The organism is Pseudomonas sp. AKS31 (assembly GCF_023634765.1).
Classification (GTDB): Bacteria; Pseudomonadota; Gammaproteobacteria; order Pseudomonadales; family Pseudomonadaceae; genus Aquipseudomonas.
This window is the reverse complement of sequence record NZ_JAMLFX010000001.1, coordinates 399,721-424,329: the sequence shown is the minus strand read 5'-3', so window position 1 is coordinate 424,329 and position 24,609 is coordinate 399,721. Positions and strand designations below refer to the sequence as shown.

Genomic DNA, 24,609 nt, shown 5'->3' with positions numbered 1-24,609 from the left:
CCCGTAGGAGCTGCCGAAGGCTGCGATCTTTTGATCTTGGCCTCGAAAAAGCAAAATCAAAAGATCGCAGCCTTCGGCAGCGCCTACAGGGGGGCGTGGCAGGGCCAAAAAATGGGAGCTCAAGGGCTCCCGTTTTTCCTGAACAGATTCAGCGCGGTGGATAGTTGGCCAGAATCCGCCCGACGGTTTCGCGGATGGCGTTACTGCGATCCTGCGGATTCGGCCTGTTGGCGAGCATTTGCTCATCGCTGCCGCGCCACACCAGTTTGCCGTCCTTGCCGTCGAGCAAATCGACCTGAATGGTCGCGACTTTGTAGGTGATGTTGCGCGTCTCGTTGTACATCGGTGCGCCCCAGTAACCATTCCACGGGCCACCCCAACCACCGCCGTAATTGGTCGTCACTTGTTGCTGACGATCTTCGACAATCAGATAGGTCTGCACACTCAAATCACCCTTGGCCCCCGCCGCTGCCGGGCGCAAACCGCGCTGGTCGAGTTGATCGGCGACGGCCTGGCGGATGCGCTGCTCGGTCAGGTCGCTTTTGATTCGTGGATCATCGGGGCGATATTGCAGGGCGGGGTCTTTCCAGCTCCAGCTGCGATAGGCGGCAAAGTCGCGGCTGGCATCGAAGTCGTGATTGACCTGGTTGGCGGCGCAGGCGCTGAGCAGCGCGGCCATGGCCAGTAAAGCGAGACGGCGGAACATGGTTTTTCTCCGGTTGAAGACATGAACCTGCGGCAGCTTCCCCGTTGGCAGAAAGCTAACTCGGAGGATACGCCGACATGGCCTTTTCCACAGCTTCGCGGATGGAATCGGTGCGATCGATTTCGCTGCCCTTGTTCGCGGTTTCGGCACTGGCACTCCAGACCGGTTGCCCGCTGCCGGCGTCGAACAGATTGACCTGCACTACCACGACCTGCTCCGAATACGTGCGCACGATCGGCACCGTGTTGTACATGCCGTAACCGCGGCCGTAGCGATCATAGCCGCCGTATCCGCCGCCGTAATAACCGTAGTCGTCCTGGACCTGCCGCAAACGCGTTTCCAGCCGCAGATCGGCGCTGACCAACAGGTCGGCCGGGCGGTTGTCGTGCAACGGTCGCAAACCGCGCTGATCGAGGGCATTGCTCACCGCTTCGGCCACTTGCGCCGAGTCCGCCCACGCCGTACCCGGCGGCAACTGCCCGTTGAGCCAGGCCCAACTGCGATAGCGTCCGTAGTCACGCGGTGGCGCCGGGTAAGCGCTACGGTCGAAGGTGGTGGCGGCTTGCGCTGGCGCCGGCGGCAGGGGCCGCGACTGCGCCACGTAGGGGTTGCTGCCCTGGCAGGCAGCCAACCCCAGACAGATCAGCAATAACCCGGATTGAGCTTTCATGTCGCGCTCCGATCAGATCGGCCGGCAGATCCAGTGCAAGTAGCGCCCAAGCCCGGCGAAGCTTGGGTGACGGCGGTGAGCGAGCTCCATCTCGAGCAAATCCGCAAGTTCGGCGCGTGCCTGGAACTCCACCGGCATGTAGTCGTGGAAAACCCGGATCCCGCTCTGGCTTTCGACCTGCCACAGCCCTTCGAGTTGCGTAGCCAATTCCCGTGGATCGAGGGGCTGTTGCGGGGTCAGGCTCTGCTTTTCCCCGGCCAGGCTGTTCTTGCGCATCTTCTTGAAATGGCCCTTGAGCAGGTTGCGGTAGATCAGCGCGTCGCGATTGTAGAACGCCAGCGACAACCAGCCGTCGGGCTTGGTGAGTTGATGCAGCACCGGCAGGATCGCGTGGGGTTCGGCGAGCCATTCGAGTACAGCGTGGCAGATCACCAGATCGTACGGTTCAGTGAGTTGGCCGGGCAGTTCCTGCCACGGCGCCTGGATGAATGTTGCGGTTTGCCCGGCGTCGGCGAAGCGCTGGCGCGCGCCGTCGAGCATCGGTGCGGCGGGCTCGGTGAAGGTTACGTCATGGCCGCGCTCGGCCAGCCACAGCGACATGTGGCCAAGGCCGCCACCGATGTCGAGAACGCGCAACGGACGATCCGGCAGCGCCTCGATAAGGTCGGCCTGCAACACCGCGAGGCGAATCGCGCCTTTGGCACCGCCGTAGATTTTTTCGGCGAAGCGCGTCGCCAACTGATCGAAATGCCGGTCGCTCATCAGCTGAACCGCCGTTCGCTGTCGGCGAGCTTGGCGCGCACCACTTCATTCATGTCCAGCCCCAACTCGCTGCACAGCAGCAACAAGTACAGGACGATATCGCCGACTTCCTGCCCGGCATGGGCGAGCTTCTCCGCCGGCAACTGGCGCGACTGGTCTTCCGTCAGCCACTGGAAGATTTCCACCAGTTCGGACATCTCGACGCTGGCCGCCATGGCGAGGTTTTTCGGGCTGTGAAATTGCCGCCAGTCATTGCGGTCGCGAATGGCGTGCAGGCGTTCGGTCAGTTCAACAAGGTTCATCGGGCTCTCCTGAAGGCGTATAGCTTCGGGGGGATACCCACCAAAGGCAAGCGGCGCAGGTGATCTAATGTGGGAGCGAGCCTGCTCGCGAAAGCGGTGTGTCACTCAGCCCATCAGTTATCTGATCCACCGTATTCGCGAGCAGGCTCGCTCCCACACAGAATGAGTGCAAACCTTCTATCATGCAGGGAACTCGGCCACCCGCGTTGTGGCCCAAGGCTCAGCTCTTTCATCAGGATGCACACATGCAGGTAGAAAGCTTTTTCGAATGGCTAGGGCAGGCGCTCGGTTCGGTCATCCGTTTTATCGTCGATGGCCTCAGTGGCTTGTTCAACATTCTGAGCAATGCCGGTGGCAACTTTGTCGACGGGCTGGCCAAGACACTGGGGATGGACACCTCGATCATCAGCATCATCGCCCTGATTGTCGGGCTGATGCTGTTGTGGTCGGCGATTCGGGCGTTCATGAATGCGTCGATCATTGCCGGGATCATCTGGTTGTTGCTGGGGTTGTGGTTGTTGAGCTGGATTATTCATTGACCGCTTGAAGAGCCCCTCACCCTAGCCCTCTCCCGGAGGGAGAGGGGACTGACCGCGGTGTTTTCTAGAAGTACACCGACTTGCGATACCGCGCCGAACACAGGTTTGAAAACGACAGCGATCAGCTCCCTCTCCCTCCGGGAGAGGGCTGGGCGGGCGGCGTTCCGATGAGGGTAGCTTCTACCGCTACAATACCGCTCCCAAGGAGCCCGCATGTCCACTCTGATCGCCGACTGGCGCGACCGCCCGACGCACCGCAAGGTCTGGGCACTCGCCGCGCCCATGATTCTGTCCAATATATCCGTGCCGCTGGTGGCGCTGGTCGACAGCACCGTCATCGGCCACTTGCCCCACGCCCATCAATTGGGCGCGGTGGCGGTCGGCGCCAGCCTGTACACCTTTCTCGCCTGGGCCATGGGTTTTCTGCGCATGGGCACCACCGGGTTTGCTGCACAGGCGGCCGGCCGCAGCGACGGTGCAGCGCTGCGTCAGATTCTGTTGCAGGGCTTGCTGCTGGCGATGGGGCTCGCCCTCGTTCTCGGCACGTTGGGTGTGCCGTTGAGCGGGATCGCATTGCACTTCATGCAACCGTCGGCGGAGCTGGATCAGCTCACCCGGGACTTCTTCCACACGCGACTGTTCGGCCTGCCAGCGGCGCTGGCCAGTTATGCACTGGTCGGCTGGTTCCTCGGCACACAGAACGCGCGAGCGCCGCTGGCGATTCTGCTGAGCACCAACCTGATCAACATCGTCCTCAATCTGTGGTTCGTCATTGGCCTGGACTGGGGCGTGGTCGGTTCGGCGCGGGCCTCGGTGATTGCCGAATGGAGCGGCGCTCTGCTCGGTCTGCTGCTGACCCGCAAGGCGTTGCGGGCGTACCCGGGGCACATTGTCTGGGCAGCACTGAGCATCTGGCAGAGTTGGCGCCCGTTGCTGGCAGTCAATCGCGATATCTTCATCCGCAGCCTGGCGTTGCAATCGGTGTTTTTCCTGATCACCGTGCAAGGCGCGCGGTTGGGCGATTCGACGGTAGCCGCCAACGCGCTGCTGCTCAATGGCTTGCTGCTCACCGCGCATGCGCTGGACGGTCTGGCCCATGCCGTCGAAGCCTTGTGCGGACACGCCATCGGCGCCCGTGATCGTCTGGCCCTGCGCCGTTCGCTGGTGGTCGCGGGCGGCTGGTCACTGATCGCCAGCCTCGGCTTTGCCCTGTTGTTTCTGCTGGCCGGGCACCTGTTCATCGAGATGCAGACCGACATCCAGAGCGTGCGCGACACCGCGTTCGTCTATCTGCCCTACCTCGCCGTGTTGCCGCTGATTGCGGTCTGGAGCTATCTGCTCGACGGTTTGTTCATCGGCGCCACCCGCGCGCGGGAAATGCGCAACGGCATGCTGATCACCGTGGTGCTGTTATTGCCGTTCGCCTGGGCGCTGCAGGGTCTGGGCAATCACGGGTTGTGGATAACTTTTCTGCTGTTCATGGTGGTGCGCAGCCTGACCCTGGGTGCGCAAGCCTGGTGGCTCAAGCGCAACGGTGGCTGGTTCACTGGCGGCGTTCACTGAGTCGGCGTGCGCGCGATAAATCCGACCACTTGGTCGAGCACTGGCGCCAGTTGCCGCAATGGCCGCGACAGTGTGGCAACCAGGGTTATGTGGCTGGGCCGCGCGTAATACAAGTCCTGTGTCGGCACACCGGCCTCACGCAGCTTGCTCGCAAGGCCTCCCGTGTTGCGCGTCGGGTTGACCAGATCATCCCGGCTGGCCGCAATCAACAGCGCAGGCGGTGCGCCGCGACTGACATGGTTGATTGGCTGCGATTGCGGCGGCGAGTCCGGCCAGAAGAACACCGGGCGTACCTCGGGATTCTTGATCGGCAGAAAATCATAGGGGCCGGCCAGACCGATCCAGCCCTGTACATCCGTGGGCGACATGCCCACCGCCGCCAACCATTGGCTGTCCAGCGCGAGCATCGCCGCGTTGTATCCGCCAGAGCTGTGGCCCATCAGATACAAACGCTGCGGGTTGCCGGAAAACGCGTGGATATGCGCTTTGGTCCACGCCACCGCACGCGCGCCGTCTTGCAGGAACAGCGGATAGCGCACCTGTGGATACAAGCGGTAATCCGCCACCACCGTGACAATCCCCTTGGACGCCAGCGCTTCGCCGACAAAACGGTAGTCGACGCGTGAACCGCTGTTCCAGCTGCCGCCATAGAAAAACACCACCACCGGCGCACCGGGCATCGGCTGATGCGGCACATACACGTCGAGCTTCTGCCGAGGGTCGTCGCCATAGGCGATGCCCACGGTCTTGTCGTACGTGCTGTCCGGAGTCAGCGCATTGAGCACCTGCACCGGCGAACAACCGCTCAGCACCAGCAGCAATACGATGCCCACCCCTTGCCGGAAGAAACCTGCCATACGCGCCGAACCTCGCCTCAGGATTGATCGCCGCGCCACTGGCGCCGCACGTGGTCAAGCCGCTGCTGTTGGGTGAGCCCCACCGGTGGTGGCACCAGAACGGCTCGCGGATGCAGCAAGCGTAGCCATAACCAGCCATCGAGCACGGTGCGGTCGCTGAATCCCAGCGCCAGGCCTTGTTGGACATGGGAGGCCATCGTCGCGTAATCGGTTCCCAGCGATTGGCACCAACGCCAGATATGCTGCTCCAGCAGGCAGGTTTGCAGGCGTTCGCGCTGGCGCCGCGTCAGGCTTTGTTCAATGCTCAGCGGCTCGACGGCGAGCCCCGGATTGCGCAACTGCTGCCAGCCCAGACTGCCAATGGCCCGGTCGGCCCAAGTGCCACCGAACCAGCGCAACTGACGGATCGGCCCAAGCCAGCGGCTCAGCTCAGCAGCATCGCAGGCATCGAAAAAATAGCTCGCGGTCTGCCGGTTGTAATAGCTGAGCAAAGCCCGATGATTCAATCCGAACGACACCGTCAGCATGCGCTGCAAGTGACTCAGCAGTCGTTGCGCCGAAACCTCACTGCCCAGCAACAGCCCGCGCCAGGTATTCGGATCGCTGTGACACAACGCAGCCAATGCCGGGCAGTCACGCAGCTCGATCAACACCGGGCCGTGCTCGCTGACCGGTTCGAACTCCGTGCCTTCGAACAGGCTGAAGCACTGCACATCGGCAAAAGCCCGGTGCAGGGTCAACAAGGCCTGCGGTGCATCCGGGCCATCGAGCAACAGCCACTGCGCCGTGGGCTCAAGCGCCGCGCCATTCATGTTGCGCCGCTCTGTTCAAGCGCGGTGACCAGTCGACAACTGCACACCGATTGAGCGCAATGGTTGAAACTGCCGCCACCGGGGATCAGGCACAACAGCAGCAACGGTTCACCGCACGTCAGCAGTTGCTGCAAGCCGTCACTGACCAGGCTGTCTGGCAGAGGCAACGGCAGGGCATCATCGGTGTCGGCAACGGCGGATGGCGGCTGCAGCACACCGCTGATCATCGGCTGATCCGGATCCCCCTCGAAGAAACTCACCACCACCTCGACACCCTCACTCAGCGCCGCCATGGACACCTGTGCCAGGGACGGCGCAAGCGGTAGCCAACAATGACTCGGAGCAGCCCCTTCGCCCTGATAGAGCCAGTCGAATTGCACCGCCACCGGGCGCATCCGATCAGGCTGCGGCTCATCGACCGCCACCACCCAGGCCCGTTGCAGGCTGTGCATGCGCAGGCGCGAGGGTGCTGCACACGGCAACTGCAGCGCAGCGAAAAGGCGATTGACGTACGAAGGTTCATGGGAGAGATCGGCACGATGTTCAATGCGTGTCAGCAACCATGGCCGATTGCATGCGGCGAAGGGATGACCGGCCAATCGCAGCCAGTGACCGCTGCGCAACGCGACCAGATCACTCTGGCCTTGAGCCCGTTGCACTCCCGACAAACCGGGTTCAATTGCACTTTGCAATTGCCATTGCCGTAACGCGGGAGAGGCATCTTGCCCGTCCTCCCCGCACTGATAGCGTGCGGCACCGGCCAAGGGCAACTGCGCCGGATCATCGGCGAACACCAGGCAGTGCCGGTCGCGGTCGTGTTCGAAGTAATAGTGAATCCGCGCCTGCGCGCACAAGCGCTGGAGCAGTTGCAGATCGGACTCGCGGTATTGCGTGCAGAACGTCCGGGCCGGGTATTCAGCGGACAGATCGAAGCGGCGCTGGGCACCGACAATGCCATGCTCCCTGAGCACTTGCTCAATGATCTGCGGCACCGAACGGCCACTGAAGATGCGCTGGCTGAAGCGCAGCGCGAGGCAATCGAGTTTCGGCCGCAGACGGATCCGGCTCAGTCTCGAACCCTCTACGTGTTCATGCTGGACAAGGCTCTGCAATTGGCCGTGCACGCCCTCCCCCGACGGCCCGAAACAGAGGAACGCCGAACGGTATAGCAGGCCGGCGAGATCCAGGTGCGGATCGTCGATCAGCACATCGATCTCGAACGCAAAGGATTCGCTGAGGGCTTCGCTACCGGTAAAGGCCAGGACTTCGAAGGGGTCGGACAGGCCCGCTACATCGAGACGAAAGGACGACTCGTTGACTGGATCGAACATGGGCGGATCTCTACAGGAGGGGCGGCCGGGGATTCTCGCCGAGAGCCATGGCCGAGTAGAGAGCTGAAGTACAACTTAGGAAATGACCTACGCGAAAAGCAGACCGGATGACTTTGCTGGCCGGGAATGCCAAGCATTTCGCGAAGATTTTGGGAGATATCCCACCGGATCATCCGAATTTTCCGCAACGCTCAGGAAAAATTCAGACAACCCGGCAAGATCGCCACCTGACCTCAGGAAGACAGGTAGGAGGAGCGGGTCAGGCCCAGACGCAAGGCATCGAGAAATTGCGTGCGCTCGCTGGCGCTGATGCGGGCACTGGCGCACTTGTCGCGGTAGTGAGTCATCAGTTCTTCCGGCGACAAGTGCACGTAACGCAGCATGTCTTCGATGGTGTCGTGAGTCTCGATCCCGGCGTGGTACACGCTGCCATCGGCGTTCTGGTAGATGTTCACCGAGTCGGTGTCACCGAACAGGTTGTGCATGTCGCCAAGGATTTCCTGATAGGCACCGACCAGGAAAACACCCAGCAGGTAGTCTTCGCCTTCATTCAAAGCGTGGACTGGCAGGCTGGTTTCGATGCTCTGCTCGTCGACGTACTGGTTGATCTTGCCGTCGGAGTCGCAGGTCAGATCCTGCAGCACCGCGCGGCGCAGCGGTTCTTCGTCGAGACGGTGCAGCGGGATGATCGGCAGGACCTGATCGATCGCCCAGGTGTCCGGCAGGCTCTGGAATACCGAGAAGTTGCAGATGTACTTGTCGGCCAGCTTGTCGTTGAGTTCGTCGAGCACCTGACGGTGCGAACGCTGACGCGCTTTCAGCGAGTTGTGCAGGCGGCGGCACACGGCGAAGTAGCACTGCTCGGCCAGAGCTTTTTCGGCCAGGGTCAGTTTGCCGTCGGCGTACTGCGCAGCCACGTCGCTCATGTAGTGGGTGGCGCGCCAGTAGGTTTCGGTGACCATTTCGATGTCGGTCGGGCCGAGCAGGTCAACCAGCCACTGCACGGTTTCCGGCAGGTTTTCCTTGTTTTCGATCAGCGGGATTTCGTCGTTGTGCTTCTCGACGTCGGTGACCTGCACCACCAGCATGGCGTGGTGCGCGGTCAGCGAGCGGCCGCTTTCCGAGAAAATGTGCGGATGCGGCAGGCTCTGCGCGTCGCAGAATTCCTTGAGCATGCCGACCACGACACCGGCGTAATCGTCCATGTCGTAGTTGATCGAGCTGGCGTTGCGCGAGTGCGTGCCGTCGTAGTCGACACCCAGACCGCCGCCAACGTCGATGTGATCGACCGGCAGGCCGAGATTGCGCAGCTCGCCGTAGTAACGAATCGCTTCCTTGAAGCCGTGCTGATAGTCAGCGAGGTTGGCGATCTGCGAACCCATATGGAAGTGCAGCAGACGGATGCCCTGATCCAGGCCTGCCGCGCGGAAACGCTCGACCACCGACAGCAGTTGCGCCGCCGACAGACCGAATTTGGATTTTTCACCGCCAGTGTCCGCCCACTTCGACGAGGCCAGCGACGACAGGCGCACGCGCAGGCCGACCTGTGGCTTGACCTTCAGCGAGGCGGCTTCTTCGATCACCAGACCGACTTCGGATTCTTTCTCGATAACGATGAACACATTGTGGCCGAGCTTCTGGCCCATCAGCGCCAAGCGGATGAATTCGCGGTCTTTGTAACCGTTGCAGACGATGGTGCCGCCCTTCGGCGCCAGTGCCAGCACGGCCAGCAGCTCAGGCTTGGAGCCGGCTTCCAGACCGATGGAAACGTCCTGGGTGGCGATGATGTTCTCGATCACCGCTTCTTGCTGGTTGACCTTGATCGGGTACAGCGCGGTGTATTTGCTCTGGTATTCCAGGCGTTCGATGTTCGAGTCGAAGGCACCGGTCAACTGGCGAACACGGTCTTGCAGGATATCGGGGAAGCGAACCAGCAACGGCAAGGACAAACCGCTTTTGCGCAGTTGGTCGACTTGCTCGAACAGGTCGATAGGCGAGCTGCTCGGGCCGTTCGGACGAACTTCGACGCGACCGGCGTCATTGATCGCGAAATACCCGGCCCCCCAATGGCGGATCCCGTAAACACTGCGGCTGTCCGCAACTGTCCATTGGCTGCCATCGTCTTTGCGTGTGCGTCGTACGGACATCGAAGTCCCCTATAAAGAAGTCATAGTGCGTCGCCTGATCTCAGGCCGGCGCAGTCTAAAGAATGAAAATGACGGTTCGTCAGCGCGGCGGTAGACCGCACTGACTGCGTGGAGTTTAGAAACCGGTCATGAACAGGCTCTGTGAAAACCATGGAGACGACGCCGGATCTGAAGTGTTTCAGCGCCGGATCAAGCCGCAGGTGGTTTTCACAGAGGCTGCTAGCCGCCGGACTTCTTCGCCTTGAAACCGTGCTTGATCAGCTCAGCCAAGAGTAGCTCGACATGATCGCCCTGGATTTCGATGATCCCGTCTTTCAACGCCCCGCCAGTGCCGCAACGTTTCTTCAACGTTGTCGCCAGCTCCTTGAGCGCGTCTTCGGCCAGCGGCACGCCGGTGATGGTGGTCACCGTCTTGCCACCACGGCCCTTGCTCTCGCGACGCACACGGGCAATGCCGTCACCGGCCGGGATCACGGTTTGTTTGCAGATACAGGCGTCCACCGGCTTACTGCATTCCGGGCAATGACGACCTGCGTCGGTGGAAAATACCAGGCCGCCCAGGGCGGCGAAGGATGCGGCTTTTTTGGCCACCGGCAATCCTCTCGGGAGGACAAAGACTGATCGCAACCTTGGGCAAGGTCAGCGACCGCGAAGCCCCACTCAGGCAGGGGCAGCGCTACTGCACCGATACAGATTCGTACGGAACTGTCGAACTTCACGACTATTCAATGTAGGAGCTGCCGAAGGCTGCGATCTTTTGATTCTGATCTTGATAAAAGCAAGATCAAAAGATCGCAGCCTTCGGCAGCTCCTACAGGCTCACGTCGTGACGGCCAACAGGCCCACATCAAACCGTACCGGTGCAGCTTGAAAAGGTCGCGCAGTGTAACGGCAAAAATCCCGATTGCTAAGTGCCAATCGGCGCCAATTTATATGTTCTTTGCGACGTCGCTTTGCTGCGCCTTCAGATAGCGCTTCAAAGCGGCCAGAGAGTCCGGGCAATAAGGCTTCTGCTCGATTTCCAGCAACACCTGTTCCACGGGAATGAAGCGTGCCTCCAGGACTTCTTCCGGCTGCAGTTGCAGAGGGCCGTCCCACACGGCAGAAAACGCCGAACACCACAGTCGATTGCCGGTGTCCTCGAAGTAGAAATGGTCATGAGCCGTCAGCTCGACACCGCTGACGCCCAGTTCTTCTTCCAGTTCACGGGCCGCCGACTCGGCGTAGGTCTCGTCGGCCTGCACCATGCCACCCGCCGCAACGTCCCAGTAGCCGGGATAAATCGCCTTGCTCAAGGTGCGCCGATGCACGCAAAGCTCACCGGCGGAATTGAACAACATGATGTAGGTGCCACGCCCGATCAGCCCGCGCTCGCGCAAATCGGCGCGGACGAGCGCGCCGAGCAGGTTGTCCTGCTCGTCGACCCAGGCGATCTGTTCGGCATCCGAGGCGGCGCGGTGGGCCGCCTCTTTGGCGTTCTGACTCATGAATCAGCCCTGATTGAGCAGTTGACGCAAATCGATCACCGCGGCGTTGGCCCGGGAAATATAGTTGGCCATGACCAGCGAGTGGTTGGCCAGCACGCCGAAGCCACTGCCGTTAAGAATCATAGGACTCCAGACCGGTTCCTGCGAGGCTTCCAGTTCACGAATGATCTGACGCACGCTGACCGTGGCGTTTTTCTTCGCCAGCACATCGGCGAAGTCGACTTCGATGGCGCGCAGCAGGTGCGAAAGCGCCCAGGCCTGACCGCGTGCTTCGTAGAACACGTTGTCGATCTGCATCCACGGAGTCTCGACGACTTCCTCGTCAACCTGCGGCACTTCGCCGATGGCTGGCACTTCGGTTTTCAGCGCGGTGTTGAGTTTGACCCGGCCAACGCTGGCCGACAGGCGCTGCGACAGCGAGCCGAGACGGGTACCGACATCGCCGAGCCAGTTGTTCAGGTTGTCGGCACGGGAGTAGAACAGTGCGTTTTTCTGGGTTGGATCGGACAGGCGCGCCTGGTAACGGCTCAGCGAGTTGATACCTTCCTGATATTCCGACTCACTTGATGGCAGGATCCAGCTCTTGTTATCAAAGTTGAAACGCGGCTCGGCCTTGGCCAGATCGGCATCTTCGGCCGACTGCGATTGCGAACGGGCGAAGTCCTTGCGCAAGGCGCGGGTCAGGTCACGTACCTGCACCAGTACGCCGTACTCCCAGCTCGGCGTGTTGTCCATCCACAGGCCCGGCGGGAAACGGTCGTTGGAAATGTAGCCACCCGGTTTGTTGAGCAAGGTGCCGGCAACGGTCTTCAGGGTTTCGACGGTGGTGTAGCCGATCACCATCTGCTTGCCTTCCTTCTCGGCCGCCACTTGAGCGTTTTGCGCGACCGGAAACAGCGCAGGCTCCTGGCTCCAGTACCAGCCAAGGCCAATGGTCACCAACAGGTAGATGCCGATCAGCGTGGCCAATGCACGGCTGAACAGCAATCCGCCGACATAGCTGCGGGTGGCCGACTTGGGCTCGGCGGCACGTTCAGGCGCGCTGCCCGCGCGGTTTTTCCAGTCCAGCATGGCGATATCCTTTCAATCACTTGGGTTCAACGGTTCGACCACAACCATACAACAACGTGCCAAGGCCGGGCACCCGCGCGTAAAGATAAGCCGCAAATCATGTGGGCGAATGACGCTTCGACGATCACTAGGGGATTCCCCGATGCCCGCACCTCAGCCAAACGGATACCAGGCCCATGCCCCCCCTTGGCGAACTCAAGCATCGCGCGGATAAAAGCACGCATCTCGCCCCGCGTATTTTCCGCCCAAATGCCCGACTGACGGGGAGTTGACCGACACCGAGGTCAAAAACAAAACCGCCCGGTCAGAAACTGAATGGTGACGCACTGCAGATTATTGACGTACGACACTCGTGTAAGGGAAAAGAGGTGCTAGCATAGAGCCACCAGTCGATCTCAGCATGCAGCCTAACTAGTAGTCAGGATATGACCGAGCCAGAAGACCCCAGCCGTGAGCGTCTCAAGCACCACTTTGCCCAGCGGGTAATTCATCAGGCACGTCAGATTCTTGAGATATGGCAGCGCCTGCAACGCAGTGAGTGGTCCACTGTCGACCTCGCCGAATTGAGCGAGGCCAACCTGCGCCTGCTGCGTTTTGCCGAGCGTTTCGAACAACCCGAACATACCCAGCTTGCGCGCCATATCGGTCAATCGCTGGAAGCGGTGGACGCCAATCGCGGCCGCCTCAGCAGCGGCCTGATTACCGACCTCAATCGCTTGATGCAGCGGCTGTCGCGCACCGGCCTGCGCCATGGCGATCAGCTCGACCAGACCTTTCTGCCGCCACTGCGCAAACCGATCTATGTGATGCTGCAGGATCACGACCGCGCCGAACGCCTGGCCAAACAATTGGAGTTCTTTGGTCTGAGCGCGCAGGCGCTGGACAGTGTTTCGGCCTTTCGCTCATCGATGGTCGAACGTCTGCCAGCGGCGATCGTCATGGACGTGGACTTCAGCGGTGCGGGTGTCGGCCTCAAGCTCGCCGCTGAAGCCCAGGTCGGTCTGGAAGAGCCGCTGCCCTTGCTGTTCTTCAGCCTGCATGAAACCGACACGCCGACCCGTCTCGCCGCCGTGCGCGCCGGCGGCCAGGAATTCCTCACCGGCACCCTCGAAGCCTCGAGCCTGCTGGAAAAAATCGAAGTCCTCACCTGCGTCGCCCAGTACGAACCTTATAAAGTGCTGATCATCGACGACTCACGCGCGCAGGCCTTGCACACCGAGCGCCTGCTCAACAGCGCCGGGATCGTCACCCGCACCTTGATCGAACCGATTCAGGCGATGGCCGAACTGGCCGATTTCCAGCCCGACCTGATCATCCTCGACATGTACATGCCGGCCTGCACCGGCACCGAACTGGCCAAAGTGATCCGCCACAACGATCGCTATGTCAGCGTGCCGATCATCTATCTGTCGGCCGAGGACGATCTGGACAAGCAGCTCGACGCGATGAGCGAAGGCGGCGATGACTTCCTGACCAAACCGATCAAACCGCGTCACCTGATCACCACCGTGCGCAACCGCGCCGCCCGCGCGCGCAACCTCAAAGCACGGATGGTCCGCGACAGCCTCACCGGTCTGTACAACCACACGCATATTCTGCAATTGCTCGAAGACTGCTCGTTCCGCGCCCGCCGCGAAAACAAGCCGCTGAGCTTTGCCATGCTCGACATCGACCACTTCAAACGCGTCAACGACAGCCATGGCCACCCGATGGGCGACCGGGTGATCAAGAGCCTCGCGCTGTTTCTCAAGCAGCGTTTGCGCAAGACCGATTTCATTGGCCGATACGGCGGCGAAGAGTTCGCCATCGTCATGCCCGACACCGATATAGAAGCCGCGCACAAAGTCCTCGACGAGATCCGCCAGCGCTTCGCCGAGATCCACTACCCGGCGCAGCCGCAGGATTTGTGGTGCACCTTCAGTGCCGGCGTGGTGGAAATGCACGATGACTGCGACAGCCTGATGATGGCCAGTCAGGCCGACGAAGCGCTGTACCGCGCCAAGGGTGCCGGGCGCAATCGCGTGCAGACCGCGCGGGACTCAAAGCAAAGTGCCACTTTTTCATCGGAATCCACTGATTCGGTCATAACCCTGTAACAGAACCGCAATAAATTCAGGCGCTTACCATTTCTGCCGTTGGTAGCCGTCATGCGCCTGAAGTTGCTCACCAATCTCAATACGCTGCTGTTGGTCGCCGTGTGCCTCGCACTCGGCGCCACGCTGTGGTGGTCGCAAAAAGCCCTCGAACGCCCGTACCTGTTGATGGAGCGTTATCTTGGGCTGTCGCAACAATTTCAGAACGAAGTGGCACGCAACGTCGAGGACTACCTTGCCAGCGGCGACGCCTTGCGCCTGAGCAGCGCCAGCCAGGCCATCGACGGTTTGCAGAAAGACCTCGGTGAACTGCCGCCGGCGCTGGCCGAAACACTGCGACCGAGCCTGTCGGACCTTGGCGAGTTCAGCAAAACCGACCTGCTCGCCGCCGGCAAACTGGCCGGTGACCCGCAGGCGCTGCTGTTGCAGGCCGAACGCGAAATGAGCGCCAGCCTTGAACAGCTCAGCACCTACGCCAACGGCAATGCGGCTTATCTGACGCCATTGCTCACCGCATCCCAGCACCTGGGCAAACTCTCGCTGGCGCGGGACAAACTGGTCAGCAGCGGGCGCAGTGAACTGGCCGCGGACGTTGACCGCGAAGTCGGCAACATCCGGGCTCAGGCACAGGTGATCGATGCCCTGCCCCTGCTCGGTGTCGTCGCCAAAAACGAATCGGGCAACGACGACTTCGCGGCGATGATGGGCATCGAGAACACCGAAAAAGCCGTCGCTGAAGATGCCGGCGTCGGCCTCAAACGAGAACTCAACAGCCTGCTCGGGCGCTACCCGGCTGAGCTTGAGCGCACCCGTGATCAGATTCAGAAGCGCACGAATTTGAGTGCCGCCACTCACCAGAAAATCACTGCCGTGCAGCAAGCCATCGCTGGCCTGGAACCGGTGGTACGTGCCCAGCACGGTCAGATCCAGGGTGAAGTGCGCTTGATGCAAAGCGTGATGATCGGGTTGATCCTGCTGATTGCCCTGCTGATCGATACCTTGCAACGCCGCCTGGCGCGCACCCTGACCAATCTCGCGCCGGCGTTGTCGACCTGGGCCGAAGGTGACTTCAGTAGCGACATCCATCTGGGCAAGACCAACCGCGAGTTGCACGACATCGAGGCCTCACTGAACCGCTTGCGCGCGTATCTGGTGGACCTGGTCGGCACCATTCGCGGCAATGCCGAACAAGTGGCGGGCAGCAGTCGCACCCTCGCCGAACTGAGCAACGACTTGCACAGCGGCGCCGAACATCAGGCCGGTGATACCGCGCTGATCCGCGATTCCCTCGGCGAGCTGGAGGCGACCATTCAACAGGTGGCCGGCGATGCCCAGCAAGCAGCAGACGCCAGCCGTCACGCCGGATTGGCGGTCGAACATGGCCAGACGGTGATCGGCCAGAGCCTCACCGGCCTGCACGCGCTGGTCGGTGAGGTTCAGGGCAACGCGCAAATGATCGAGCATCTGGCCGAGGAGTCAGCGACCATCGGTGGCGTGCTGACGGTGATTCGCTCGATCGCCGACCAGACCAACCTGCTGGCCCTGAACGCGGCGATTGAAGCGGCGCGCGCCGGGGAAATGGGGCGCGGGTTTGCCGTGGTGGCGGAAGAAGTACGCTCACTGGCACAACGCACAGCTGGCGCAACCGCTGAGATCCAGACGCTGATCGCCGGCCTGCAAACCGCCGCCCGCCAATCGGTCGAAGGCATGCGCGCACAAGTCGAACACGCCGAAGCCACGGCCAATCAGGCGCAAGCGGCGGATGGCGCGCTGGATAAAATCGTCGGCGCGATCCAGACCATCTCCGATACGGCGATCCGCATTGCCGACATCACGGCGCAGCAAAGCGGCGCGGTCAGCGAGATTCGCGATCACAGTGAGCGGATACATCAGTTGGGTGGGGATAATCTGGTGCGTATCGGCCGTGGCCGCGAACAGGGCGAGAACTTGCTGGTATTGGGGGGGCAATTGCATACCGCCGTTCAAGCCTTTCGTGTCTGACGAAAATCCCTGTAGGAGCTGCCGAAGGCTGCGATCTTTTGATCTTGCTCTTGAAAATCAAAAGATCGCAGCCTTCGGCAGCTCCTACAGGGGGTTCACCACAAGTGACCGGATTAGGACACTTGGTCACATATTTCGCGCAAACATCGGCCATCGTGCTGGCTATTGCATAGAACTGGACAGTCACAAAGTCTTTGCGGCATAGTCGCCGGGTTCTGACGACTGCTCATTCATAACAAGGACTACGCAGATGGCGACCCTACTGGTGCTGCACGGCCCCAACCTGAACCTGCTCGGCACCCGCGAACCCGGCACTTACGGTTCAACGACCCTGGCGCAGATCAATCAGGATCTGGAGCGTCGCGCCCGTGAAGCCGGCCATCATCTGCTGTATCTGCAAAGCAATGCCGAGTACGAATTGATCGACCGCATCCACGCCGCGCGCGGCGAAGGTGTCGATTTCATTCTGATCAATCCAGCAGCTTTTACGCACACAAGTGTCGCATTACGTGACGCGTTGCTGGGAGTGAGCATCCCATTCATCGAAGTGCACTTGTCCAACGTGCACAAACGCGAACCTTTCCGCCATCACTCTTACTTCTCCGACGTAGCGGTGGGAGTGATCTGCGGCCTTGGCGCCAGCGGTTACCGACTGGCCCTGGAGGCTGCGCTAGAACAGCTTGAAACACAGGCAACGGCTTGAACTACAAGCGTTAAACGCCCCTGACCGACCCTTGGGAGTTGATGATTCATGGATATCCGTAAAGTTAAGAAACTGATCGAATTGCTGGAAGAGTCCGGCATCGACGAGCTCGAGATCAAGGAAGGCGAAGAGTCCGTACGCATCAGCCGTCACAGCAAGACCCCGGCTCAGCAGTACTACGCGCCGGCTCCGATGCAAGCACCGGCCGCTGCACCTGCCGCCGCTGCTGCTCCGGTTGCTGCCGCAGCCCCGGCTGCCGCTGCTGCGCCAGCGCTGAACGGCACTGTGGCCCGTTCGCCGATGGTCGGCACCTTCTACCGCAAATCTTCGCCAACCTCGCCGTCCTTCGTTGAAGTCGGCCAGACCGTGAAGAAAGGCGACACTCTGTGCATCGTCGAAGCCATGAAGATGATGAACCACATCGAAGCTGAAACCAGCGGTGTGATCGAGTCCATCCTCGTCGAAGACGGCCAGCCGGTTGAGTACGACCAACCGCTGTTCACCATCGTTTGAACTGCGGAGAGCCTTTGATGACTGCGAAGTTGGAAAAAGTTCTGATCGCTAACCGCGGTGAGATCGCCCTGCGGATTCTGCGTGCCTGCAAAGAGATGGGCATCAAGACCGTCGCCGTTTACTCCAAGGCCGACAAAGAGCTGATGCACCTGGGTCTGGCAGACGAATCCGTCTGCATTGGTCCGGCGTCTGCCGCTCAGTCCTACCTGCACATCCCGGCCATCATCGCTGCCGCTGAAGTGACGGGCGCCACCGCCATTCACCCAGGCTACGGCTTCCTCGCGGAAAACGCCGATTTTGCCGAGCAGGTCGAGAACTCCGGCTTCGCCTTCATCGGCCCGAAAGCCGACACCATTCGCCTGATGGGCGACAAGGTCTCGGCCAAGCACGCGATGATCGAAGCAGGCGTGCCAACCGTTCCAGGCTCTGACGGCCCACTGCCGGAAGACGAAGAAACGGCGCTGCGCATTGGTCGTGAAGTCGGCTACCCGGTGATCATCAAAGCCGCTGGCGGCGGCGGTGGTCGCGGCATGCGCGTGGTGCACAAGGAAGAAGACCTGATCGCCTCGGCGAAACTGACCCGCTCCGAAGCAGGTGCGGCGTTCGGTAACCCGATGGTCTATCTGGAAAAATTCCTGACCAACCCGCGCCACGTCGAAGTGCAAGTGCTCTCCGACGGCCAGGGTCACGCCATCCATCTGGGCGACCGCGATTGCTCGCTGCAACGTCGTCACCAGAAGGTTCTCGAAGAAGCGCCGGCACCGGGCATCGACGAGCAGGCGCGCCAGGAAGTACTGGCTCGCTGCGTCAAGGCGTGCATCGACATCGGTTACCGCGGTGCGGGTACTTTCGAGTTCCTGTACGAGAACGGTCGTTTCTACTTCATCGAAATGAACACCCGTGTTCAGGTGGAGCACCCGGTTTCGGAAATGGTCACCGGTATCGACATCGTCAAGGAGATGCTCAGCATCGCCGCTGGCAACAAGCTGTCGTTTACCCAGGATGACGTGGTTATTCGTGGCCACTCGCTGGAATGCCGGATCAACGCTGAAGACCCGAAAACCTTCATGCCGAGCCCGGGTACGGTCAAGCATTTCCACGCTCCAGGCGGCAACGGCGTTCGCGTCGATTCGCACCTGTACAGCGGTTATGCCGTTCCGCCGAACTACGACTCGCTGATCGGCAAGCTGATCACTTACGGCGCGACCCGCGACGAAGCCATGGCACGCATGCGCAATGCCCTGGACGAAATCGTGGTTGACGGGATCAAGACCAACATCCCGCTGCACCGTGATCTGGTTCGTGACGAAGGCTTCTGCAAAGGGGGCGTGAACATTCACTACCTCGAGCACAAGCTGGCTGGCGAGAAGCACTAAGCTTCAGCCCGCACCAGACAAAGCCGCCTTCGGGCGGCTTTGTTGTTTATGCAGCAAAGTCAAAAGATCGCAGCCTGCGGCAGCTCCTACATTTCGAATGCATTCCCCTGCAGGAGCTGCCGCAGGCTGCGATCTTTTGATCTTCAACCATGGTCGTGTTCTGCCGCGCGCTCGCGTAAACTTGCGCGCTTCTCGCCGGCCGCTAGGCTGCAATCAATATTTTTTCAAAGGTGCCCGCCATGCCTTGGCTGCAAGTACGTCTCGCCATCAGCCCGGAACAAGCCGAAACCTACGAAGACGCTTTCCTTGAGGTCGGCGCCGTGTCGGTGACCTTCATGGACGCCGAAGATCAGCCGATCTTCGAGCCGGAACTCAACACCACCCCGTTGTGGGCGCACACCCACCTGCTCGCGCTGTTCGAGGGCGGCACCGAACCGGCACCGGTTCTCGCCCATCTGGAACTGCTGACCGGCAGCCCGCTGCCCGAACACCACAGCGAAGTCATTGAAGACCAGGACTGGGAACGCAGCTGGATGGACGGTTTCCAGCCGATGCGTTTCGGCCAGCGCCTGTGGATCGTGCCGAGCTGGCACGCCGCACCGGAACCTGATGCGGTCAACCTGCTGCTCGATCCGGGCCTGGCATTCGGCACTGGCACCCACCCGACCACCGCGCTGTGCCTGGAATGGCTGGACGGTCAGGACCTCAAAGACTGTAACGTGCTCGATTTCGGTTGCGGCTCGGGGATTCTCGCGATCGCCGCCCTGCTGCTCGGCGCGAAAGAAGCCGTCGGTACCGACATCGACGTGCAGGCGCTGGAAGCCTCGCGCGACAACGCCGGTCGCAACAATATTGCTGACGAACTGTTCCCGCTGTACCTGCCGGAAGATCTGCCGCAGGTTCAAGCCGATGTGCTGGTCGCCAACATTCTCGCCGGGCCGCTGGTTTCGCTGGCGCCGCAACTGTCCGGGCTGGTCAAGTCCGGCGGCCGTCTGGCGCTGTCGGGGATCCTCGCCGAACAGGGTGATGAGGTGGCTGCCGCTTATGCGCAGGACTTCGATCTCGACCCGATCGCCAATCGCGATGGCTGGGTGCGCATCACCGGCCGTCGGCGCTAATATGTCCGCCTGCATAATCCGGATCGCCGCATGACTGACAGCTTCGTCACCCAGTGCCCGCATTGCCAAACCAGTTTCCGTGTCAGCCATGCTCAATTGAGCGTGGCCCGCGGGGTGGTTCGCTGCGGCTCCTGCCTGCAAGTGTTCAACGCCGCCAAACAGCTGCTGGAACAACACGCTGGCAAGGACGCGGTGACGCCGGTCGCGCCTTCGCTTGCCGAGCCACCGCCGATTGTCGAGTCGACGCCAGCCGTCGAACCCGTAGCCATCGTCGAGCCGCCGGCACCGCGCGCCATCAGCCAAAAGCAGTGGAGCGCCTCGGAGCTGGATCTCGACAGCCTCGATCTGGACCAGGAACTTGCCCGCCTCGAGCAACGGGAAATCCAGCCGACCACCGAATTCGGTCGTCCCCGCGAAGATTCCCTGAGCGCCCGGCGCGACATGCCTGAGCCGGACGAAACCGTCTGGCGCGACAGCCTGTTCAGCGAACATGCCGATGAGCACACGATCGAGCCCGACGACGAGGCAGAAGTCTCGGAGATCGAACCGGCCAAAGCCGCGCGCACTGAGCCTTCGCTGACTTTGGAACCGGTAGATCTCGACGACGAGCCGGCGATCCCGCAACTGCGCCTTCACGACCCGATCGACCCGAATGCCCGCCGCGAACGCTTGTCGACCAGCGACGAAGTCGATGAGGACGACTTGCCATCGATCGAGCCGCTGCGCAAAAAACGCGAGCGTGCCGAACCCGGTGTACGCGCTGAAGTCCTGCAAGACCTGACCGACGACCCGCTGCAACTGGACTGGCAGAAACGCCGCTCGCCGTGGGGACGCCGCATGCTCTGGCTACTGTTGGTGCTGCTGGCGGCAGGCGGACTGGCTGCGCAGTACATCGCCTATCATTTCGATGAACTGGCCCGCCAGGATCAATACCGTCCATGGTTCCAGCAAATCTGCCCGCAGGTCGGCTGCACGGTGCCGTCCAAGGTCGACATCGCCCGGATCAAGAGCAGCAACCTGGTGGTGCGTAGCCACCCGGAGTTCAACGGTGCACTGGTGGTCGACGCGATCATTTACAACCGCGCGACGTTTTCTCAGCCCTTTCCATTACTGGAACTGCGCTTTGCCGACCTCAACGGTCACCTGATCGCCAGTCGTCGCTTCAAACCCGGCGAATACCTTAGAGGGGATCTCGAAGGCCTGGCGGAAATGCCGCCGCAAACGCCGATCCACATTGCGCTGGATATCCTCGATCCAGGCACGAAAGCGGTGAATTACAGCCTGAGCTTCCACTCCCCCGAGTGATCCCCGCGCCGATTTGCAATTGACGGCGGTTTTCTGACTTTGCCACCCACAACCAAACCTGTGGCGATAACAGAATAACTGTTCAGATTTTGTTCAATTCAGCCTTTATCCAGTCATCGAGAGCGGGTATCATGCCAACCCTTTTTCGAACTCTCATGATCCGGCCCCACCTCAGGGAAGTCCTATGTCGGCGGTACGCATCGGCCCATACACATTGCAGAACGGTTTGATTCTCGCCCCGATGGCGGGGGTCACCGACCAGCCCTTTCGTCAGCTGTGCAAGCGTTTGGGCGCAGGGCTTGTAGTCTCGGAAATGGTCACCAGTGACATGAGCCTGTGGAACACCCGCAAGTCGCGCATGCGCATGATCCACGAAGGCGATCCCGAGCCACGCTCGGTGCAGATCGCCGGTGGTGACGCGCAGATGCTGGCGTACGCGGCACGGGCCAACGTCGAACTGGGCGCACAGATTATTGATATCAACATGGGGTGTCCGGCAAAGAAGGTCTGCAACAAGGCCGCCGGTTCCGCGTTGTTGAAGGACGAAGCACTGGTGACCGAGATCCTGCAGGCCGTTGTGGCTGCGGTTGATGTGCCGGTCACCTTGAAGATCCGCACCGGATGGGATCGCGACAACAAGAACGGCCTGACCGTGGCGAAGATCGCCGAACAGGCAGGGATCACCGCGCTGGCCGTGCATGGCCGCACGCGCGCCGATCTGTACACCGGTGAAGCCGAATACGACACGATTGCCGCGATCAAGCAGGCGGTGTCGATGCCGGTGTTTGCCAATGGCGATATCGATTCGCCGGAAAAGGCCCGTTACGTGCTCGACGCGACCGGTGCCGATGGCCTGTTGATAGGCCGCGCCGCCCAAGGGCGGCCATGGATTTTTCGCGAGATCGAACACTTCCTGCGTACCGGCGAGAAATTGCCGGCACCGGAGCTGAACGAAGTGGAACACATTCTGCTGGAGCATCTGGCCGCCCTTCACGCTTTCTATGGGGATGTGATGGGCGTGCGCATTGCGCGCAAGCATGTGGGCTGGTATCTCGCAACCTTGCCGGGCGCCAGGGAGTTTCGCGCCCACTTCAATCGTTTGGATGGTACGGAAACACAATGCGCCAACGTTCGGGAGTTCTTCGCCGAGCGTTACAAGAGCCTGACAGGGGACGAAGAAGGGGTGGCCGCATGACGATGATGACCGAGACTTTAGTGAGTGGAACAGCACCCGTGAGCGACAACGTGAATTTGAAACAGCACCTCAATACCCCGAGCGAAGAAGGTCAGACCCTTCGCGGGAGTGTCGAGAAGGCGCTGCACAATTATTTCGCCCACCTTGAGGGCGCGTCCGTCACGGATGTGTACAACCTGGTGCTCTCCGAAGTCGAGGCTCCCCTGCTCGAAAGCGTGATGAACTACGTCAAGGGCAACCAGACCAAGGCCAGTGAGCTGCTGGGACTTAACCGCGGCACGCTGCGCAAGAAACTCAAGCAGTACGATCTGCTGTAAGCATTCAATCAAACCAGAAAGGCGCCCGCGTAAAAAACGGTCGCCTTTTTTGCTGACTTCCTTTGCTTTTGATGGAAATTGAGATGACCGACCAGACTACCCGCCTGCCGATCCGCCGCGCCTTGATCAGCGTTTCCGACAAGACCGGGATCCTCGAATTCGCCAAGGAGCTCGAAGCCCTGGGCGTCGAGATCCTCTCCACCGGCGGGACGTTCAAGCTGCTGCAGGACAACGGTGTTGCCGCAGTGGAAGTCGCGGATTACACCGGTTTCGCCGAGATGATGGACGGTCGGGTGAAAACCCTGCACCCGAAAATCCACGGTGGCATCCTCGGTCGTCGCGGTATCGACGACGCAATCATGAGCGAGCACGGCATCAAGCCGATCGACCTGGTTGCGGTCAACCTGTACCCGTTCGAAGCCACCATCAACAAGCCAGGCTGCGACCTGCCGACCGCCATCGAGAACATCGACATCGGCGGCCCGACCATGGTCCGTTCGGCAGCGAAAAACCATAAAGACGTTGCGATCGTGGTGAATGCCAGCGATTACGCCAGTGTGCTCGAAGGCCTGAAGGCCGGTGGCCTGACTTACGCTCAGCGTTTCGACCTGATGCTCAAGGCCTTTGAACATACCGCTGCCTACGACGGCATGATCGCCAACTACATGGGCACCGTGAATCAGGCCGCTGAAACCCTGAGCACCGAAGGTCGCAGCGAATTCCCGCGCACCTTCAACAGCCAGTTCATCAAGGCCCAGGAAATGCGCTACGGCGAGAACCCGCACCAGAGCGCGGCGTTCTACGTAGAAGCCAAGCCTGCCGAAGTCGGCATCGCCACCGCAACCCAACTGCAAGGCAAAGAGCTGTCGTACAACAACGTGGCCGACACCGACGCCGCGCTGGAATGCGTGAAGAGTTTCGTCAAGCCAGCCTGCGTGATCGTCAAGCACGCCAACCCTTGCGGCGTGGCGGTCAGCCCGGACGCCGAAGGCGGCATCCGTCAGGCTTACGAACTGGCTTACGCAACTGACACCGAATCGGCTTTCGGCGGCATCATCGCGTTCAACCGTGAACTGGATGCCGAAACCGCCAAAGCGATCGTCGACCGTCAGTTCGTTGAAGTGATCATCGCCCCAAGCGTCAGCGAAGAAGCCCGCGCCATCGTTGCAGCCAAAGCCAACGTGCGCCTGCTGGCCTGCGGCGAGTGGTCGGCAGACCGCGCAGCCGCGTGGGACTACAAGCGCGTCAACGGTGGCCTGCTGGTACAGAGCCGCGACATCGGCATGATCAGCGCCGATGACCTGAAAGTCGTGACCAAACGCGCTCCGACCGAACAGGAAATCCATGACCTGATCTTCGCCTGGAAAGTCGCCAAGTACGTTAAATCCAACGCCATCGTCTACGCCAAGAACCGTCAGACCATCGGTGTCGGCGCTGGCCAGATGAGCCGCGTAAACTCGGCACGTATCGCCGCAATCAAGGCTGAGCACGCCGGTCTGCAAGTAGCGGGTTCGGTGATGGCATCGGACGCGTTCTTCCCGTTCCGCGACGGTCTGGACAACGCGGCCAAGGTCGGCATCACTGCAGTGATCCAGCCGGGCGGCTCGATGCGTGACGCTGAAGTGATTGCTGCAGCCGATGAGGCTGGCATCGCGATGGTCTTTACGGGCATGCGCCACTTCCGTCACTGATTCCCCGCTCCCTCTGCACGCAGGAGCCATGTAGGAGCTGACGAGTAAAA

Annotated in this window: 23 protein-coding genes; 12 read left to right on the top strand and 11 right to left on the bottom strand. The window is 61.0% G+C overall.

All coding sequences use genetic code 11. The features are described from left to right. Positions 1–148: 148 nt before the first annotated feature. The 4 genes from M9827_RS01780 to M9827_RS01765 are packed head-to-tail and all read right to left on the bottom strand — an operon-like array spanning position 149 to position 2,440. Positions 149–706, bottom strand: coding sequence for a DUF4136 domain-containing protein (locus M9827_RS01780; RefSeq protein ID WP_250603012.1), 558 nt, complete (start codon positions 704–706; stop codon positions 149–151). A gap of 55 nt (positions 707–761) precedes the next feature. Beyond that, positions 762–1,376 (bottom strand): DUF4136 domain-containing protein, encoded by a 615-nt coding sequence (locus M9827_RS01775; protein WP_095047366.1) that lies wholly within the window; start codon positions 1,374–1,376, stop codon positions 762–764. Between the two features lie 12 nt (positions 1,377–1,388). Continuing rightward, positions 1,389–2,138, bottom strand: a complete 750-nt coding sequence (locus tag M9827_RS01770) for a methyltransferase (protein WP_250603011.1) — start codon at positions 2,136–2,138, stop codon at positions 1,389–1,391. Then, entirely contained in the window at positions 2,138–2,440 is a 303-nt protein-coding gene (locus M9827_RS01765; RefSeq protein WP_150706235.1) for a MazG-like family protein, read from the bottom strand. The genes M9827_RS01770 and M9827_RS01765 overlap by 1 nt, the downstream gene beginning before the upstream one ends. A gap of 245 nt (positions 2,441–2,685) precedes the next feature. Here M9827_RS01765 and M9827_RS01760 point away from each other — a divergent pair, with 245 nt between their 5' ends. Together M9827_RS01760 and M9827_RS01755 are read left to right on the top strand one after the other, a co-directional pair. After that, positions 2,686–2,979, top strand: a complete 294-nt coding sequence (locus M9827_RS01760; RefSeq protein ID WP_007914623.1) for a hypothetical protein — start codon at positions 2,686–2,688, stop codon at positions 2,977–2,979. A gap of 213 nt (positions 2,980–3,192) precedes the next feature. Further along, positions 3,193–4,542 carry an MATE family efflux transporter gene (locus M9827_RS01755; RefSeq protein WP_250603010.1) on the top strand — a complete coding sequence of 450 codons (1,350 nt, stop codon included), beginning with the start codon at positions 3,193–3,195 and terminating at the stop codon, positions 4,540–4,542. On the opposite strand, the gene M9827_RS01750 is transcribed toward M9827_RS01755, so the two are convergent. The 7 genes from M9827_RS01750 to M9827_RS01720 form a co-directional block, all read right to left on the bottom strand. Further along, entirely contained in the window at positions 4,536–5,399 is an 864-nt protein-coding gene (locus tag M9827_RS01750) for an alpha/beta hydrolase (RefSeq protein ID WP_250603009.1), read from the bottom strand. The genes M9827_RS01755 and M9827_RS01750 overlap by 7 nt on opposite strands. A gap of 17 nt (positions 5,400–5,416) precedes the next feature. Further along, positions 5,417–6,211, bottom strand: coding sequence for a DUF4123 domain-containing protein (locus M9827_RS01745; RefSeq protein WP_250603008.1), 795 nt, complete (start codon positions 6,209–6,211; stop codon positions 5,417–5,419). Further along, entirely contained in the window at positions 6,208–7,542 is a 1,335-nt protein-coding gene (locus M9827_RS01740) for a type VI secretion system Vgr family protein (RefSeq protein WP_250603007.1), read from the bottom strand. The genes M9827_RS01745 and M9827_RS01740 overlap by 4 nt, the downstream gene beginning before the upstream one ends. 233 nt (positions 7,543–7,775) lie before the next feature. Beyond that, entirely contained in the window at positions 7,776–9,689 is a 1,914-nt protein-coding gene (gene speA, locus M9827_RS01735) for an arginine decarboxylase (RefSeq protein ID WP_250603006.1), read from the bottom strand. A 219-nt stretch (positions 9,690–9,908) separates the two neighbouring features. Beyond that, complete coding sequence (locus M9827_RS01730; RefSeq protein WP_007914613.1) at positions 9,909–10,280, bottom strand: translation initiation factor Sui1; 372 nt, start codon at positions 10,278–10,280, stop codon at positions 9,909–9,911. 338 nt (positions 10,281–10,618) lie between these two features. Further along, the gene (locus tag M9827_RS01725; protein ID WP_250603005.1) at positions 10,619–11,176 is read right to left on the bottom strand and encodes an NUDIX hydrolase; all 558 of its coding nucleotides are present in this window, start codon (positions 11,174–11,176) and stop codon (positions 10,619–10,621) included. A 3-nt stretch (positions 11,177–11,179) separates the two neighbouring features. Beyond that, a complete protein-coding gene (locus tag M9827_RS01720) occupies positions 11,180–12,247 on the bottom strand; it encodes a DUF2333 family protein (protein WP_250603004.1) in 1,068 nt (355 codons plus the stop codon). A gap of 425 nt (positions 12,248–12,672) precedes the next feature. Here M9827_RS01720 and gcbA point away from each other — a divergent pair, with 425 nt between their 5' ends. The 10 genes from gcbA to purH all read left to right on the top strand — a co-directional run bounded on the left by gcbA (position 12,673) and on the right by purH (position 24,559). Next, positions 12,673–14,343 (top strand): diguanylate cyclase GcbA, encoded by a 1,671-nt coding sequence (gcbA, locus tag M9827_RS01715; RefSeq protein ID WP_250603003.1) that lies wholly within the window; start codon positions 12,673–12,675, stop codon positions 14,341–14,343. A gap of 51 nt (positions 14,344–14,394) precedes the next feature. Beyond that, on the top strand, positions 14,395–16,341 hold the full coding sequence (locus M9827_RS01710; RefSeq protein ID WP_250603002.1) for a methyl-accepting chemotaxis protein: 1,947 nt from the start codon (positions 14,395–14,397) through the stop codon (positions 16,339–16,341). Positions 16,342–16,591: 250 nt separating this feature from the next. Further along, a complete protein-coding gene (gene aroQ / locus M9827_RS01705; RefSeq protein WP_093430249.1) occupies positions 16,592–17,044 on the top strand; it encodes a type II 3-dehydroquinate dehydratase in 453 nt (150 codons plus the stop codon). Positions 17,045–17,092: 48 nt separating this feature from the next. Then, a complete protein-coding gene (gene accB / locus M9827_RS01700; protein ID WP_103306135.1) occupies positions 17,093–17,557 on the top strand; it encodes an acetyl-CoA carboxylase biotin carboxyl carrier protein in 465 nt (154 codons plus the stop codon). Positions 17,558–17,574: 17 nt separating this feature from the next. Beyond that, positions 17,575–18,933 carry an acetyl-CoA carboxylase biotin carboxylase subunit gene (gene accC, locus M9827_RS01695; protein ID WP_100846379.1) on the top strand — a complete coding sequence of 453 codons (1,359 nt, stop codon included), beginning with the start codon at positions 17,575–17,577 and terminating at the stop codon, positions 18,931–18,933. A gap of 239 nt (positions 18,934–19,172) precedes the next feature. Then, positions 19,173–20,051 (top strand): 50S ribosomal protein L11 methyltransferase, encoded by an 879-nt coding sequence (gene prmA, locus M9827_RS01690; RefSeq protein WP_016984923.1) that lies wholly within the window; start codon positions 19,173–19,175, stop codon positions 20,049–20,051. 30 nt (positions 20,052–20,081) lie between these two features. Beyond that, positions 20,082–21,356, top strand: coding sequence for a DUF3426 domain-containing protein (locus M9827_RS01685; protein ID WP_250603001.1), 1,275 nt, complete (start codon positions 20,082–20,084; stop codon positions 21,354–21,356). 184 nt (positions 21,357–21,540) lie between these two features. After that, positions 21,541–22,551, top strand: a complete 1,011-nt coding sequence (gene dusB, locus M9827_RS01680) for a tRNA dihydrouridine synthase DusB (protein ID WP_250603000.1) — start codon at positions 21,541–21,543, stop codon at positions 22,549–22,551. Beyond that, complete coding sequence (fis, locus tag M9827_RS01675) at positions 22,548–22,868, top strand: DNA-binding transcriptional regulator Fis (RefSeq protein ID WP_003221275.1); 321 nt, start codon at positions 22,548–22,550, stop codon at positions 22,866–22,868. The genes dusB and fis overlap by 4 nt, the downstream gene beginning before the upstream one ends. Positions 22,869–22,951: 83 nt before the next feature. Continuing rightward, a complete protein-coding gene (gene purH, locus M9827_RS01670) occupies positions 22,952–24,559 on the top strand; it encodes a bifunctional phosphoribosylaminoimidazolecarboxamide formyltransferase/IMP cyclohydrolase (RefSeq protein ID WP_250602999.1) in 1,608 nt (535 codons plus the stop codon). Positions 24,560–24,609: the final 50 nt, after the last annotated feature.

What these genes read in the sequence shown, in the direction of transcription:
- accC (WP_100846379.1), top strand. Translation starts at nt 17,575, where the DNA reads ATGACTGCGAAGTTGGAAAAAGTTCTGATCGCTAACCGCGGTGAGATC.
- M9827_RS01725 (WP_250603005.1), bottom strand. Translation starts at nt 11,176, where the DNA reads ATGAGTCAGAACGCCAAAGAGGCGGCCCACCGCGCCGCCTCGGATGCC.
- speA (WP_250603006.1), bottom strand. Translation starts at nt 9,689, where the DNA reads ATGTCCGTACGACGCACACGCAAAGACGATGGCAGCCAATGGACAGTT.
- M9827_RS01780 (WP_250603012.1), bottom strand. Translation starts at nt 706, where the DNA reads ATGTTCCGCCGTCTCGCTTTACTGGCCATGGCCGCGCTGCTCAGCGCC.
- M9827_RS01745 (WP_250603008.1), bottom strand. Translation starts at nt 6,211, where the DNA reads ATGAATGGCGCGGCGCTTGAGCCCACGGCGCAGTGGCTGTTGCTCGAT.
- M9827_RS01760 (WP_007914623.1), top strand. Translation starts at nt 2,686, where the DNA reads ATGCAGGTAGAAAGCTTTTTCGAATGGCTAGGGCAGGCGCTCGGTTCG.
- dusB (WP_250603000.1), top strand. Translation starts at nt 21,541, where the DNA reads ATGTCGGCGGTACGCATCGGCCCATACACATTGCAGAACGGTTTGATT.
- gcbA (WP_250603003.1), top strand. Translation starts at nt 12,673, where the DNA reads ATGACCGAGCCAGAAGACCCCAGCCGTGAGCGTCTCAAGCACCACTTT.
- M9827_RS01710 (WP_250603002.1), top strand. Translation starts at nt 14,395, where the DNA reads ATGCGCCTGAAGTTGCTCACCAATCTCAATACGCTGCTGTTGGTCGCC.
- M9827_RS01765 (WP_150706235.1), bottom strand. Translation starts at nt 2,440, where the DNA reads ATGAACCTTGTTGAACTGACCGAACGCCTGCACGCCATTCGCGACCGC.
- M9827_RS01720 (WP_250603004.1), bottom strand. Translation starts at nt 12,247, where the DNA reads ATGCTGGACTGGAAAAACCGCGCGGGCAGCGCGCCTGAACGTGCCGCC.
- M9827_RS01775 (WP_095047366.1), bottom strand. Translation starts at nt 1,376, where the DNA reads ATGAAAGCTCAATCCGGGTTATTGCTGATCTGTCTGGGGTTGGCTGCC.
- prmA (WP_016984923.1), top strand. Translation starts at nt 19,173, where the DNA reads ATGCCTTGGCTGCAAGTACGTCTCGCCATCAGCCCGGAACAAGCCGAA.
- accB (WP_103306135.1), top strand. Translation starts at nt 17,093, where the DNA reads ATGGATATCCGTAAAGTTAAGAAACTGATCGAATTGCTGGAAGAGTCC.
- M9827_RS01770 (WP_250603011.1), bottom strand. Translation starts at nt 2,138, where the DNA reads ATGAGCGACCGGCATTTCGATCAGTTGGCGACGCGCTTCGCCGAAAAA.
- M9827_RS01750 (WP_250603009.1), bottom strand. Translation starts at nt 5,399, where the DNA reads ATGGCAGGTTTCTTCCGGCAAGGGGTGGGCATCGTATTGCTGCTGGTG.
- M9827_RS01740 (WP_250603007.1), bottom strand. Translation starts at nt 7,542, where the DNA reads ATGTTCGATCCAGTCAACGAGTCGTCCTTTCGTCTCGATGTAGCGGGC.
- M9827_RS01755 (WP_250603010.1), top strand. Translation starts at nt 3,193, where the DNA reads ATGTCCACTCTGATCGCCGACTGGCGCGACCGCCCGACGCACCGCAAG.
- aroQ (WP_093430249.1), top strand. Translation starts at nt 16,592, where the DNA reads ATGGCGACCCTACTGGTGCTGCACGGCCCCAACCTGAACCTGCTCGGC.
- purH (WP_250602999.1), top strand. Translation starts at nt 22,952, where the DNA reads ATGACCGACCAGACTACCCGCCTGCCGATCCGCCGCGCCTTGATCAGC.
- M9827_RS01685 (WP_250603001.1), top strand. Translation starts at nt 20,082, where the DNA reads ATGACTGACAGCTTCGTCACCCAGTGCCCGCATTGCCAAACCAGTTTC.
- fis (WP_003221275.1), top strand. Translation starts at nt 22,548, where the DNA reads ATGACGATGATGACCGAGACTTTAGTGAGTGGAACAGCACCCGTGAGC.